Genomic DNA, 14,817 nt, shown 5'->3' on the forward strand with positions numbered 1-14,817 from the left:
CAGCCCCCGGCGGGGAAGAGACCTGAGGAACCACCAGTCATGCTGATTGCCATCCCCGATATTCTGGATGCGGCGGGCGTGGCGCGGCTGCGGGAGATTATCGACGCGGGCGAATGGGTGGACGGCAACGTCACCTCGGGCCCGCAGGCGGCGCTCGCCAAGCGCAACCGGCAGCTCGCCGAAGGATCGGAGGCGGCGCGCGCCGGCGCGGCGTTCGTGCTCGACGCGCTGGGGCGGTCGCCGCTGTTCTTCGCCGCGGCACTGCCGCTCAAGGTGTTTCCGCCGCTGTTCAACCGCTATGAGGGCGGCGAGGATTTCGGGCTGCACGTCGACAATGCGATCCGCCTGCAACGCGGCAGCGACTTCCGCATCCGGTCCGACCTGTCGGCGACATTGTTCCTCGACGATCCCGACAGTTACGACGGCGGCGAGCTGGTGATCGAGGATCGCTTCGGCCCGCAGACGGTCAAGCTGCCCGCCGGACATCTGGTCCTCTACCCCGCCTCCAGCCTGCATCGCGTGACGCCGGTGACGCGGGGCGTGCGCACCGCGAGCTTCCTGTGGCTGCAATCTATGGTCCGCGACGATGGCGAGCGGCGGACCCTATTCGAGCTGGACGAGGCGATCCAGTCGGTCGCGGCCAGCAACGGTCAGGGCGATCCCGCGGTCGTCAAACTGACCGGCATCTATCACAATCTGCTGCGGCGCTGGGCCGATGCCTGACATTGCGGCCCCCGCCTGCGGCTTCGTCGGGCCGGTGAAGCGGTCGATCACGATCGCCGGTCACCAGACGTCGATCAGCCTGGAGCCCGTGTTCTGGCGTGCGCTGGAAGAGGCGGCGCAGGGCTGCAGCCTGCCATTGTCCGCGCTGGTCGCCGAAATCGACGTGCTGCGCATCGCCGCGGACGATCCGCCCAACCTTGCCAGTGCGTTGAGAAGCTGGCTGTTCGCGCGGACGTTGACCTGACGCCCGCCGCCATGCGACCGCCGGGGCACAGTCGGGGATATGCAACGATGAACGCGGTCAAATGGCGAAAGACCTGGTTTCAGGTCCATAAATGGATCGGGCTGACGCTCGCCATCCTCATCATCCCTGTGTCGCTGTCGGGCGCGGCGCTCGTCTGGCGCGAGCCGCTGGACCGACTGATCCATGCCGAACGCTATTCCACCAGCGGCACCGCGTTGCTGGCCCCCGAAACCTATGTGGCGGCGGCGCAGCGTGTGCTGGCGCCGGACGAGCGGATCAGCGACCTCGGTCTGCCGGACGGGGACGGCCCCGTTACGGTCAGCGCCGTGGGTGCGCAGGCGCCGCGACGCGGACCGCCAGCGCGCACGACGGTCTATCTCGACCCGCCCACCGCGCGCGTGCTGGCCGTGGCGCCGCGCAGTGGTGGCGTGATGCGCTTCCTGCATGTGCTGCACGGTAGTTTGCAGGTGCCGGGGATCGGGCGGACGATCGTGGGCTGGATCGGCGTCGCGATGCTGCTGTCGAGCATGACCGGGCTGTGGCTGTGGTGGCCGAGCGTCGGCCGCTGGACGAAGGGGTTTCGCTGGCGCCGGCATCGCAACACGGACAGCAACCTGCATTACCAGATGGGCTTCTGGATCGCGCTGCCGCTGTTCGTCCTGTCGCTGACGGGCGTGTGGATCAGCTTTCCTGGCGTGTTCGGGGGGCGGGAGGGCGGCGGGCGCCCCGCCTTCGCGCCGCCGGTGGCCGAGCCGGCGCAGTCCGTGGACACGGTCGTCGCGCGTGCCGCGGGGGTGGCGAAGGGGCCGCTGCGCAGCGTCGGCTGGCCGACCGAGCGGTCGGCGGACTGGACGGTCAGCCTGGCCGATGGGCGCCGGATCAAGGTGGCGGACGACGGCGGCGTCGCGGTGGCTGCGGCGGCGCGCAAGCCGGGCGGCGCGGCGCGCTGGATGCGGCGGATTCACGATGGCGACGATATGGGGATCGTCTGGCAGGTGGTGATCTTCCTCGGCGGGCTGTTGCCGGCCGGGCTGGCAGTGACCGGCGTGATCATGTGGTGGCGCGCCCGTGGCTGGCGCGCGAAGGTGGCGGCGCGGGGGTAGGGGGTTTCTTCCGTCGTCACCCCGGACTTGGTCCGGGGTCCACTTTGCGGCTGGGGGGATGGCTGGAGGCTCTTGCCGTTCCCTCGCGGTCCGGTGGACCCCGGACCAAGTCCGGGGTGACGGAGTGGGTGGGGCGGGTCTCATAGACCACACTGCGTGTCGGATGCGCCCGTCGTCGGACTGAGCGAGCCTCAAGTCCTCCCCCGCCAGGGGGAGGGGGACCGCCCGGCTTTAGCCGGGTGGTGGAGGGGGTGGGCGGCGGTGTCCGTCCGAACAGCGCTCCACCCTTACCGCCCCCTCCGTCACCGCTTCGCGGCGCCACCTCCCCCTGGCGGGGGAGGAATTATGGGCTTACCGCCCCAGCAGCACGCGGGCCTGGCCGGCGATCTGCGCGAGCATGGCCGCATTGGGCTGCGCGGCGTGGCGGGCGCGGTCGACCAGCGCCTTGAACTGCGCGACGCGCGCGCCGTTCGCGGTCAGCCATGCCTGCACCGCGCTGCGCGGATCGCCGTCACCGGTGCGGCCGAGGAACTCCAGCCGCTGCTGCTGGAAATCGCGCGCCAGGCCGGCGAGCAGCAGGCGCTCCCATGGATCGCCCGACACGATGCGTGCCGCCGCCGCCTGCGCCCAGTCGAGGCCCAGGTCCTGGCCGAGGTGGGTATAGGCCCGCGTCAGCTCGATCTCGTCGAGCCCGAGGCGCTGGCCCAGCGCGGCGAGGCCGACGACGCCGTCCATGTCGAACAGGCGGACCACGCGACGTGCCAGCTCTGCGGGCGCACCCGCGGCTTCCAGCTCGGCGGCGATGCGGGCGCTCTGCGCGCTCGCTTCCTCGAGCAGTAGCGACTGCGTCTGGCGTTCCAGCGCGGCGATGCCCTGGCCCAGCCGCTCGATCACCGCGCCGGGCAGCGTACCCGGCGCATTGGCGCGCAGCAGGTCGGCGATGTGCGACCGCGTCGCCACCGCCACCTCGTTGAACAGCGCGATGCGTGCGCCCTCGGCGATATCGGCGTGCTCGATCTCCGCCCATAGGCTGTCGAGGCCGAAGACGCGTTCCGCCACCACGAACATCGCGGCGATATCGGCGACCGCGGCGCCTTCCTCTTCAGCCAGCTCGAACGGGCGCAGCACGCCCAGCCGATTGACGATGCGGTTGGCGAGCTTGGTCGCGGCGATCTCGCCCCGCAGGCGATGCTCGTCGATCGCCTTGGCGAAGTCGCGCTGCATCGCCGGCGGGAAGGCGGCGTGCAGGTCGGGTGCGAGTTCGGGGGCGAGCGCTAGCGGTGCCTGCTCGATACCGTCCTGCAACGACAGCTTCGCGGTGGCGAGCAGCACGGCGAGCTCGGGGCGGGTGAGGCCATGGCCTTCCTGTCCACGGCGCAGCAGATCGTCGTTGCCGGCAAGGCCCTCGACCGCGCGATCCAATCGCCCGGCGCCTTCGAAGATTTCGATGACGCGGACGTAGCTCGGAATGGCGCTCGCACCATCGGCCTCGGCGATCGACAGCGCCAGCGTCTGGAGGCGGTTGTCCTCCAGCACCAGATGCGCGACGTCGTCGGTCATGCTGGCGAGCAGCGCGTTGCGCTCCTCGTAGCCGAGGCGGCCTTCGTTCATCTCGCGGTTGAGCGCGATCTTGATGTTGACCTCATTGTCCGAACAATCGACGCCGGCCGAATTGTCGATGAAGTCGGTGTTGATCCGGCCGCCGCGTTCCGAGAAGGCGATGCGCGCCGCCTGCGTGACGCCCAGGTTCGCACCTTCGCCGATCGCGGTGACGCGCAATTGCTCGGCATCGACGCGCAGACGGTCGTTGGCGGGATCGCCGACCGCGGCGTTATTCTCGCGCGCCGCCTTCACATAGGTGCCGATGCCGCCGAACCACAGCAGGTCCGCGGGCGCCTTCAGGATCGCGGAGATGAGCGATGCGGGGTCGAGCTGCGTCGCGGTGATGCCGAGCGCGGCCTGTGCCTGCGGCGACAGCGGAATGACCTTCTCGCTGCGCGCCCACACGCCGCCGCCTTCGCTGATGAGGCCCGCGTCGTAATCCGCCCAGCTGGAGCGGGGCAGGGTGAACATGCGCGCACGCTCGTCCCAGCTCGCGGCGGGATCGGGATTGGGGTCGATGAAGATGTGGCGGTGATCGAACGCCGCGACGATCTTCAGCGCCTTGCTGAGCAGCATGCCGTTGCCGAAGACGTCGCCCGACATGTCGCCGCAGCCGACGACGGTGATCGGCTGGGTCTGCACGTCGACGCCGCGCTCGGCGAAGTGGCGCTGCACCGACACCCAGGCGCCCTTGGCGGTGATGCCCATCGCCTTGTGGTCGTACCCGACGCTGCCGCCCGACGCGAAGGCGTCGCCCAGCCAGAAGTCGCGCTCCAACGCCAGCGCATTGGCGACGTCGCTGAACGTCGCCGTACCCTTGTCGGCGGCGACGACGAAATAGGGGTCCTCGCCATCGAGCACCGCGACGTCGGCCGGATGCACGACGCGGCCGTCGACGATATTGTCTGTGATCGACAGCAGCGAGCGGATGAAGATTCGGTAGCTCTCGGTGCCTTCCGCCAGCCACGCGTCGCGATCGACCGCGGGGGAGGGGAGCTGCTTGGGGTAGAAGCCGCCCTTGGCGCCGGTCGGCACGATGACGGCATTCTTGACGCGCTGCGCCTTCATCAGCCCGAGGATTTCGGTACGGAAGTCGTCGCGCCGATCCGACCAGCGTAAGCCCCCGCGTGCGACCGGGCCGGCACGCAGGTGAATGCCCTCGACCCGCGGCGAATAGACCCAGATTTCGCGCCACGGCACGGGGGCGGGCAGGCCGGGGATCAGGTGGCTGTCGAGCTTGAACGCCAGCGCCTCGTTCGCCGCGGGGGCGAAGGCGTTGGTGCGCAGGCAGGCGCCGATCAGGTCGCGATAGGCGCGCAGGATACGGTCGTCGTCGATCGCCGATACCGCGTCGAGCCCGCGCGCGATCGCTTCGTCGCTGGCGGTCAGGTCGCCGCTGCCCTTGGGGTCGTGCGCGGCGGCGAAGCGCGCGATCAGCGCCTTGGTCAGCTTGGGCGCACGGCGCAGTGCGTCGACGACGGTGGTCAGGCCATAGGGCAGGCCCGCCTGACGCAGATAGCGGAACCAGGCGCGCAGCAGCACCACCGACTGCGGCGAGAGGCCGACGTCGATGATCAGGCGGTTGAAGGCATCGTTTTCCGCCGCGCCTTCCAGCACGGCGGCGATCGCGCCTTCCAGCACCGCAGCATCGTTCGCGTCGTCATTGGCATCGGTTTCGACGACGAAGTCGTGGACGAAGGTGTCCGCTTCGTCCTGCAACCGCGTCGGCAGTTCGCCGATCACGCGGAAGCCGAAATTCTCCAGCACCGGCACCGCGTCCGACAGCGCGAGCGCGCCGTGCAGCTTGTAGATCTTGAGCTGGCGATCCTCTCCCGCGACGACCGGGAAGATGCGCACGGAGCGGTCGTCGGCGCTTTCAAGCCCCGCAACCCGCAGGATGTCCTGCGCCGCTTCGGCGGGGCTGCTGACGTTGCGGTAATTGGCGGGGAAGGCGTTGGCCCAGCGCAGCGCCAGCCGTGCCGCGCGCTGCGCCGGCACCTGTTCGACCAGTGCCGCCTCGACGTCCGACATCCAGCCGCGCACCATCTTGCGCAAGCGCTCGGCGAGCGGTTCGGTCTCGGGCATGCGGCCCGACCCGCGCAGATCGATCGTGTAGCGCAGCAGCGCGACGACGCCGTCGTCGAGGCTGATCGACCAGTTGAGGACATTGCCGTTCGAGGCGTCAGCCAGCATCTGGCCGATCGCGACGCGGCGCGCGGTGGTGAGGTCGTCGCGCGGCAGCCACGCGAAGGCGAACAGATGCCGCCCCAGCGCCGACTTCACCAGCACCAGCGCGGGGCGGGGCCGGTCGGCGAGGCTCATCGCGGTCAGCACCACCTCTTCCAGCGCATCGGGGGCGAAGGCGACGACGAGATCGTGGGGAAGGGCGGTCAGCGCATGCGTCAGCGCCTTGCCGGTATGGCCCTTGGGATCGAAGCCGAACTTCGCCTCCAGCGCCGACAGGCGCGCCCGCAGCACGGGGATGTCGCGCGGCTTGGCGCTGAGCGCGGCGCTGGTCCACAGGCCGGCGTGGATCGACAGGCCGACCACCTCGCCCGCCTCCATCACCGGCACCAGCACCAGGTCGAGCGGCACGGCGCGGTGGACGGTCGAGATCAGGCTGGATTTCAGAAGCAGCGGCGCGTCATTGCCCTCTTCGAACCAGCGAATCGCGAGCGCGCGGTTCGCCTCGGCGAGCACCGGCGTTTCGTGCGGATGACGGACGATGCCGAGCGCTTCGCCCGCGCTGCCGTCGCGCCGCCAGATCTGGTGGCCGAGCAACGTAAACTGGCCGTCGAGGAACCATTGCAGCAGCGCCGCGCCCTCGCCCTGCGGCAGTGCAGCTTCGTCGCGCGCCATCGCGCGTTGCAGCGCGGGCCAGTCGGTGACGGCGGCGCGCACGTCGGCGAGTACGGCGGTCAGATCCTCGACCAGGCCGCGCCGGTCGCGCGCATCGGCGCGTTCCAGCTCGATGTAGATCATCGATTCGGGTGTGCCGGCGCCGCCGATATCGGTCAGCGCCCCCGATGCGTCGCGCGTCACGCGGACGACGGGGTGGATCAGGCGGTCGATGTCGAGATCCTGCGCGCCGATCGCGGCGGCGATCGAATCGACCAGGAAGGGCATGTCGTCGTTGACGATGGCGAGGCGCATACGGCGCCGCACGTCGTCCGACGCGATCGGCTCCAGCCGGATCGCGGGCTTGCCGGGCTCACGGCGCGCGGCGGTCTCCGCGACGAACGCCGCGGCTGCGGCCCGCTCGGCATCGCCGAAGCCGGTCAGCTCCCCCGGTAGCGCGCCCTTGGTCAGCCGGGCGGCAAGCGCCTCGGCCATGCTCTGGTTCTGGTCGGCCATGGCAGCCGCCTACGCCCGTCTCTTCCGGGCTTCAAGCTTTGCTGCAGTGCGAAAATTACGTGTTAGCGCAATAAAGTGTTGTGCTGGTCGGGCGCCTTCCGGTCGTCGACGGGAGGCGCCCTGCGTTCAGGCCGCGGCCTTGCGCAGCACGCTTTCCAGCAGCGCCTTGTCATCGACGCATTTGATGACGTCGACCAGGCCATCCTCGCCGGCGCGCGCCAGCAGCACGACGAATTCGTCCGCCACCGCGGGCAAGGCGACGCGGCCCAGTACGGGCAGCGCGCGCAGTTCGGCGGCGGCGCGATCGAACAGGTCGACGCGCTCGTCGGGGCGACGCGTGGCGCGCTCGGCAGCCACCACCGCCTTGATGCCGCCCTGCGCGGTTTCCAGCACATTGGTGAGGCCGCCTGCGGGCACCTCGGTGCGGCGGGCGTAGGCCAGCACCGCGGCATATTCGGCAAGGCGTGTCTTGTCGTAATCCGATCCGAACACGAGCTTGACGATCGCGGTCAGCGGCGCGCGTGGCTGCACCGTCAGTCCGGCCTGCGCCAGCAGCGCGGCATAGCCCTCGGCATCCCGCTCGCACGCCAGCGCGAAATCATGGGCGCGGCCCAGCGCGCGATATAGCGCGGCGCGCCCGCGCGCATCGGCGGCGCGCACTGCCGCCGCGCTTTCGCGCGCCATCGCCAGCCGGTCGCGCAGCGATGCGTCGGTCGCGGACTCGGCGATCGGGTCCTCCGCCGTCTCGAACCCGCCGCTCGGCCCGTCCGCCCACACCGGCGTCGCGGCGAGCGCGCGCGGGGCGCTGCGCACCGCGGCGTCCAGCTCGGCGGCGAGCGTCGCCTGCGTGTCGGCGTCGGCCAGCTCCTTCCAGTTGATGACGCCGTAGATGAAGTCGATCGTGCTATCGTCGGAGGTGAAGGGCATCAGGATGCCGCGATACAAGGTCGTGCGCCCGCGGATGCCGACGAACTCCGCCTCGAACCCGATCGGCGCCCGATTCGCGATGATCTGTAGATAATGGTCGGTCAGGCGCGACAGCAGCGACCGCCCCGGCACATCCGCGACACGCACGACATGCGCGTCCAGCCCGCATTCCTCGCGCAGCGTGCGCCCCAGATAGGCGATGGTCGGATCGTCGATACCGCGGGTGAAATCGATCAATACGCTGTGCGGGCCGAAGTCGGCGATATTGGCGGGATCGAGGTCGTCGATGCCGGGGCAGGGGCGGCCCTTCAGCAGCGACACCCAGTGGTTGTAGGCGCGCACGTGCATGCGCCGCTCGTCACCGCCGAGCGAGAAGGCGGCATCGTCCACGCCGCCCCCGTCGATGTCGCCACCATCATCCGGCGGGCTCGCCAGCGCCGCGTCGAGCACGTCATGGCCGCCGCCATCGGCGCGCAGGCCTTCGCTATCCCCGACTCGCCCGTCATCGAAGCCGCGCGCCGTATCCATGCCCAAACCCTTCTCGCATCAGGACATGACGGTCCTGGTCCTAGGCTGCTTCTGCACCGTCCGTGGTAAACGGAGCGTAAAGCCGCGAGGCGAACAATTGGCATGTTCCGACACAAAGGCCGCTTGTCAGCCGCGATCCGACCTGTTAGTCGGACCCCCGAACGGCCCCTCAGCGGGCCGGTCCACCCCGGGCCGCTTTAGCTCAGCTGGTAGAGCATCGCATTCGTAATGCGGGGGTCACAGGTTCGAGTCCTGTAAGCGGCACCACCCTTCCGGAAATCGTTGTGAAACAACCGTCCAAGCGACGGTTTCGTGCTGTTTGTCGTACATGAGTGCCGCAAAACGCCCCTTTCGACGAAGGGCTAAGTCTTTCAATCGTTCCCGAAATGAGAGCGCAAAGATGCACGTTCATGACGTCGAAGCATCTTCGCCTTCCGCTTCCACTTGGGCTTAGACAGCGGCGATACCGCGCGGAATGACCGCCGGGTCTCCGTCGCATACGGGCCCGTTGCGGCCGTCGACGCACCTGCGGCATCGTCCCGATCGGCTCAACCGACTGAAATCGCGGCCGAGCGCCGGACCGTAATGGCAGCTTGTCCGTTCAGCGCTCCTGACGTTGCACTGCTTGATGGATATCGCCGACCATGCCCGACCATTCCGCATCGCCCATATTGCAGCCCGTCCAGATCGGGGACCTGTCGCTTCGCAACCGCATTGTCATGGCGCCGTTGACGCGGAGCCGTTCGAACGACGACGGGATCCCGCCCGCTTTCGCCGCCGACTATTACGCGCAGCGCGCTGACGCCGGGATCATCATAAGCGAGGCGACCAACGTCTCCCCCCAGGCGGTCGGCTATGCGCTGACGCCGGGCATCTGGAACGACCAGCAGATCGAGGCATGGCGCCCGATCGTGCAGGCTGTCCATGATCGGGGCGGCGTCATGTTTCTGCAGTTGTGGCATACGGGCCGCATCTCGCACCCGGACCTGCAGGGCGGAAAGCCGCCGGTGGCGCCATCGGCCATCAAGCCGGTCGGACAGGCGTTCACCAAGGACGGGATGAAGGACCACGTCACGCGGCGCGCGCTCGAAACGGATGAGATCCCCGGCATCGTCGAGGATTATCGCCGCGCCGCCGCCAACGCCAAGGCGGCCGGCTTCGACGGGGTCGAAGTCCATTCGGCGAACAATTATCTGCTCGAACAGTTCGTCCGCGATAGCACTAACCAGCGAACCGACCGCTATGGCGGGTCGATCGAGAACCGTTTGCGCTTCCCGCTTGAGGTCGTCGACGCGGTCGTCGGCGTTTGGGGCGCGGGGCGTGTCGGCATCCGGTTGTCGCCGGCGACGACGATGCCCGGCGAAACCCCGCTCGACAGCACGGTGATGGAAACCTTCGGCATCTATGTTGACGCGCTGTCGCAGCGCGGCCTGCTGTATATCCACGATATTGAGGGCGTGACGCAGCAGACCCGTGACGCGGACGGCGTCGATTTCGCCGCTTTGCGCAAGCGCTTCGACGGGGCGTACATCGCGAACAACCAGTATACGCTCGAGCTGGCCGAGGAGGTTCTCGCGCGTGGCGATGCCGACCTGTTCAGCATGGGGCGGCCGTTCATCGCCAACCCCGATCTCATCGACCGCCTGCGCGCGGGCGCGCCGCTTGCGGAGGCGCCAAAGGACTATTGGTACGGCGGCGGATCGGTCGGCTATTCGGACTGGCCGACGACGCGCGGAACCCCGGATCGCGGCTGAGCCAGCCGCGCATCGGACCCTGTCGTAGGATCGGGTCCGTGCTGTGGGTGAACGAGGCTAAGGTGCGGCGGCCGTCGGCGCGGGTGGTCGAAGACCGGCCCCCGCGTCCGGCGTAAGTCGGAAGTCCGAAGGCGGCACCTGAGTGTCCGAACGTGGATCAGCGCGGGCAGCCGGCGCCGGCCTTGCCGATCAACTCCGATCGAGCCGTTCGCAAATTCCGCCCATCGCGCTCGGTCGGCTCGACACCCGCGCCCAGCCCCCGCCACAGCGCCGCGTTGAAGGCCGCGGTGTCGAGATGATCTTCGGTGCGGAAATCCTGCCCGCGCATGGCCTCTGCCCACCAGGCCGAGCTGGGGTGGTCGCACCGCCCGGTTGTTGCCGCGGTCCGGGGGGCGAAGCGATCGGCGGGGATCGGAAGCTGCGTCGTGCGCAGCACGTCGGCCGCGTCGGCGCGATACGTCCAGTGCGTTTGGGCGGGGTCGAACAGGTCGGCCATCGGCGCCGCCAGCCCGTCGTTGAGCCCCAGCGGCTTCAGCCCCAGCACCGCCTCGATCGTGCGCAGGACGTTGACCGTCGTATAGCGGGTCGAGACGACCACGCCCTGCCGGACATAGGGCCCGGCCACGAACGCGAACGATCTGCGCGCATCGACATGATCGGCACCGTTCTGGGCATCGTCCTCGATGACGAACACCAGCGTCGAGCCGGCGACGCGGCTGTTGGCGATCGCCTCGACGACCATGCCGAGCGCGTAATCATTGTCGGCCATTTCCGTTTCGACGGTGTTCACCCCGTCGATCGCGTCCTTGAAGTCGCCGAAGTGATCGTGGCTGAGGCGCAGCAGCGTCAGGGCAGGGACCTTGCCGGCCGCATCGGCGGCGTCGAACTCGCGCCGCCATTCCAGCATGCGCCAATAATCGGGAAGTTTCTGGTCGAAGCCGCGGTAATAGGGATCGCTGCGCTTCGCCAGCAGCCGGTCGCCGGGCGTGTAGATGCGCGTGCCCGTCTTCCACGGTTCGCGGATCACCGGTATCGCGCCGGGCGCGCCGGCATCGTAGACCGAGGCGTCGGAAAAGCCGTAGTTGTGCACCGAAAGGCCCGCGCGGATCGCCTGATCCCACAGGAAGCCCTGGTTCCTGTCCTCGTCGTCATCGCCATCGGGCGCGGTCAACAGGGCAGGGCCGGCCAGCAGATCGGGGTCCTTCGATAGCGCCGGGTTCGTCACCTGACGCTCGGCCGGGGTCTGCTGCGCGTAGACGAAGCGGTCTGCTTCCTCCGCTTCATAGGCGAGCCCGCGCTGCGCATAGTTCACGGGCGCCGTCTTTTCGAGCAGGTCGGGCGTGCGCGCCGCGGTCGACCAGGTCCAGCCGGTGCTCGATTGCTCTCCCGAATCGTAGAAATTGTCGAGCGTCGCGAACTGGCGCGCAAGGCGATGGTGGTTGGGCGACAACGCCCGGCCGAGGATGGCGAGATGCGGATCGCCGTTACCGACCTCCAAGTCGCCGAGCACCTGGTCGTAGGTGCGGTTTTCCTTGATGATGAAGACGACGTGGCTGACCCGCGCCCGGATCGCCGCCATCTTCGCCTCGGCGGCGGCGCGGGCGGCGGCCCCGGGAAGCCCGATATTATCGGCGACCTGAAGCGTCGTCGCGGCCAGTGCCTTGTCGTCCGGCAGCGGGAATTCCAGCATGCCTGCTTTTTCCAGCTGGTAGATATATTGGTTCGCCGCGCCGCAGGCATTGGGCTGACCGCGATAGATAGCGAGCTTCGGCGCGCAGCCCTGCGGGTTGGGGCCGGGCGGGCTCTTGCGGTTGACGACGAACACGCGCTTGCCATCGGCCGATGTCGCGACCGCGCTGGGATACCAGCCGGTCGGCACCAACCCCGTGACGGTCCCGCCGGTGGCGCTCGGGGCGACGATGGCGACGGCATTGATCCCGCCCAGCGTCACCAGCAATCGCCCGTCGCGTAACTGGGCAAGGCCGTTGGGGTTGAGGCCCTTGCCGATCGCGGGGGCGGCGAGCGCGTCCGGCAAGGTGAGGCGCGGCTCCGCGACCAAGCTCGCCTGGACGGTATCGATCACCGCAAGCCGGTCGCCATTGTCCTCGGTGGCGAACAATCGGTGATTGCGGGCATCGGCCAGCAGGGCGGTGGGCTCGCCGATCGTCGCGATCCGGCCGGTGATCCGGATTCCCGACCGCGTCGGCGCGAGCGCGACGATTTGCCGATCGCGGGGCGACGACACCCAGGCATGGCCGGCATCGGTCCATGCGATCGCAAAGGGAAACTCGCCGCCCGGGACGCCGCTCTGCGCCGGGTCGATTTTTCCGGGACGCAGGTCCTGCTCGGCGATGACCGTACCGCGATCGAGGTCGAGCAAGCTGACTGAGTCATTGTAATAGTTGGCGACCAGTCCGTAATGCCCGTCCGGGCTGACCGCGACGCCCGCCGCCTGCGGCTTGACCCCGGCACCGAGGCCGGCGGTGTGGCCGAGCCTGATGGTCGCGGTTTCGACATACCGCCCGCCTGACCATCCGAACACATGGACGTTGTCGTCGACGCCGCCACCGACGACGAACCCGCGTCCATCCGGGCGCCATGCGATGCCGCCATAGCTGTTGGGGACGGTCAGCGTTTGCACCCGCCGGCTGCCATGCCCGTCGATCGCGTAGCGGAAGATGTATTGGACGGACTGCGCCGCGACGACCTTCCCGTCGGGCCCGTTGAAGCGGTTGAATCCGCTGGTCAGCACCAGCATTTCGCGCCCATCCGGACGGCGCGCGATCGCCGCCGCGCCATCGACGACATAGGCGGGGTCGGGACCGGTGCGCGCGACCAGCGGCTCGAACCGCGCGCCCGGCGCCGCGGTGGGGGTGAGGCGCTGCCCGGTCGGCAAGGGTTGCCCCGCCCGCTCCTGCGCAGCGCAGGGGGCGGACAATAGGATCGCGAAGGCGGATAGATATGGGCGCATGGTGATCTCCGAGATCGGTGACCATAAGACTGGAATGTGACGTCTTGTCATTCACGCCGCAACGACAGTCCTTCATCGCGTCGAACACAACAGGGACGAACGGCAAAAACTGGAAAGGTGGCGCACGTCGGCGACTGGCCGGCTTTGCGTCGTCGAGACGGTGGCAAGGATGCTTCCGCCCTATCAGGGCGCGGGACCAATGGAGCTATTCTCTACGGGTAAGTGGTTGTTCCCGGCTCAAAACATAAACACAAATTTAGACAACTCTATGCCGGTGGTGGCGTTCATCCTTCGCCAGTCAACAGCCTGAGCCGAACCACCCTGGCTGAGGCTATCGCCGAAGGAATACGAATGATGCGCTTCGCTTCGCTCGCCGCGGTCGCGTGCCTTTTTGCCACGCCCGCTTTCGCCCAAAGCACCGATACCCGGTCCGACAATGGGTTTCCCCAGAACAGCCTGTCCAGCCAGGTCCATGGCGGTCCGCGAGCCGAGGCGCAGCGCGCGTCGATCGCGGCACTGCAGCAGGCGCTGATCGAGCTGCAACAGCTCCAGCTCCAGACCAAACAGGCCCATTGGAACGTGTCGGGCACGCTCTTCTATCCGCTGCACGAATTGCTGCAGGACCATCACGACGGCGTCGCCAAATATGCCGACGAGGTGGCCGAGCGATTGCTCGCGATCGGTGCATCGGCGGACGGCCGCGCCAATACCATCGTCCGCACCAGCCGCGTGCCCGAGATGCCGGGCGGCTTCATCGACGACGCGCAGGTCATCACCTGGTTCGCGACCAATTATCGCGTGGTCAGCGACGAGATCGGTCAGGGTATCAAGGCCAGCGAGGATGGCGATCCGACCACCTCGAACCTGTTGCAGGAGGTGCAACATGCCATCGACAAATATCAGTGGCAGATGCGCGCCATGATCCAGCCGACGCCGACGGACGCCAATTCCGGGGCTGATCTCAACGGCGGACGCCCCGTGCCGCCGATGACACGGACGGCGCCTGCCCGCTGATTGGACGGCAGAAGACATCAGCTGGCACAGCATCGCGACGGAGCGCCTGGACGGAGGCGTGCGTCACGTTGGTGGCTATTGGGTCTTGCGGCTCCGCCTACGGGCAGTTCGCCGTCGCCCGATCGCGGAAGGTAAACCCTCGCGCATCCCCTGGCTGGGGCCATCCGGATGCGCCATCACAGGCGCCCTCGCGTTGTCCTTATGCCGTGGTCGCACCGTCTGGTTCGATCCCCGACACGACCCAGGCGAGCGCGTGGTCGTAGGACGTGGCGAAGCGGGTGAAGGGCTGGTTGAAGATGCGGCGGACTTGCAGGCGGACCAGCGTGGTGCCGGTGACGATGGCGAGGGCGCGCGCGTTCCTCATCTTGGTCAGGTGATCGCCCATCGCGGCGATCATGTCCTGCGCCTGGACCGGACAGCGTGAGACGTCGATGATCATTGCGTAGCTGGGCAGGCGGGCGGCGGTGATCTGGGTGATCAGATCGGCGACCAGTCGGTCGGCGTCGGCGCGGGTGAGCATGCCGTGCATGTCCAGCCTGATGAGAGCATGGGTGCGGTCGACGACGATCTTGTACACGCGCGGTCCTCCAGCGCGTG

9 protein-coding genes and 1 tRNA gene are annotated in these 14,817 nt (G+C 68.5%); 6 read left to right on the forward strand and 4 right to left on the reverse strand.

The window, feature by feature from the left end:
- Positions 1-39 precede the first annotated feature (39 nt).
- Genes GGR47_RS02945 through GGR47_RS02955 form a run of 3 tightly spaced genes read left to right on the forward strand, consistent with a single transcriptional unit; the run spans position 40 to position 2,070 of the window.
- Entirely contained in the window at positions 40-723 is a 684-nt protein-coding gene (locus GGR47_RS02945) for a Fe2+-dependent dioxygenase (RefSeq protein ID WP_147037419.1), read from the forward strand.
- Positions 716-967, forward strand: a complete 252-nt coding sequence (locus GGR47_RS02950; RefSeq protein ID WP_147037418.1) for a ribbon-helix-helix domain-containing protein — start codon at positions 716-718, stop codon at positions 965-967. The genes GGR47_RS02945 and GGR47_RS02950 overlap by 8 nt, the downstream gene beginning before the upstream one ends.
- A 47-nt stretch (positions 968-1,014) precedes the next feature.
- Positions 1,015-2,070: a PepSY-associated TM helix domain-containing protein gene (locus GGR47_RS02955; RefSeq protein WP_183949425.1), complete on the forward strand. Its 1,056-nt coding sequence runs from the start codon at positions 1,015-1,017 to the stop codon at positions 2,068-2,070.
- A 351-nt stretch (positions 2,071-2,421) separates the two neighbouring features.
- Here GGR47_RS02955 and GGR47_RS02960 read toward each other — a convergent pair whose 3' ends face one another.
- Positions 2,422-7,026 (reverse strand): NAD-glutamate dehydrogenase, encoded by a 4,605-nt coding sequence (locus GGR47_RS02960; RefSeq protein WP_147037341.1) that lies wholly within the window; start codon positions 7,024-7,026, stop codon positions 2,422-2,424.
- Positions 7,027-7,152: 126 nt separating this feature from the next.
- Positions 7,153-8,481, reverse strand: coding sequence for a PAS domain-containing protein (locus GGR47_RS02965; protein WP_183949426.1), 1,329 nt, complete (start codon positions 8,479-8,481; stop codon positions 7,153-7,155).
- A gap of 191 nt (positions 8,482-8,672) precedes the next feature.
- On the opposite strand from GGR47_RS02965, the gene GGR47_RS02970 reads away from it, so the two are divergent.
- Positions 8,673-8,748: transfer RNA gene (locus tag GGR47_RS02970), tRNA-Thr, on the forward strand.
- Positions 8,749-9,125: 377 nt separating this feature from the next.
- Positions 9,126-10,235, forward strand: coding sequence for an alkene reductase (locus GGR47_RS02975; RefSeq protein ID WP_147035481.1), 1,110 nt, complete (start codon positions 9,126-9,128; stop codon positions 10,233-10,235).
- Between the two features lie 157 nt (positions 10,236-10,392).
- Here the strand turns inward: GGR47_RS02975 and GGR47_RS02980 are convergent, their stop codons facing one another.
- Positions 10,393-13,206, reverse strand: a complete 2,814-nt coding sequence (locus GGR47_RS02980) for a bifunctional YncE family protein/alkaline phosphatase family protein (RefSeq protein WP_147035482.1) — start codon at positions 13,204-13,206, stop codon at positions 10,393-10,395.
- A 351-nt stretch (positions 13,207-13,557) separates the two neighbouring features.
- On the opposite strand from GGR47_RS02980, the gene GGR47_RS02985 reads away from it, so the two are divergent.
- Entirely contained in the window at positions 13,558-14,220 is a 663-nt protein-coding gene (locus GGR47_RS02985) for a Dps family protein (RefSeq protein ID WP_147035483.1), read from the forward strand.
- Between the two features lie 199 nt (positions 14,221-14,419).
- Here the strand turns inward: GGR47_RS02985 and GGR47_RS02990 are convergent, their stop codons facing one another.
- Positions 14,420-14,797, reverse strand: coding sequence for an STAS/SEC14 domain-containing protein (locus tag GGR47_RS02990; protein WP_147035484.1), 378 nt, complete (start codon positions 14,795-14,797; stop codon positions 14,420-14,422).
- Positions 14,798-14,817 lie beyond the last annotated feature (20 nt).

It is taken from the genome of Sphingomonas aquatilis (genome assembly GCF_014196115.1).
In the GTDB taxonomy this organism is placed as follows: domain Bacteria; phylum Pseudomonadota; class Alphaproteobacteria; order Sphingomonadales; family Sphingomonadaceae; genus Sphingomonas; species Sphingomonas aquatilis.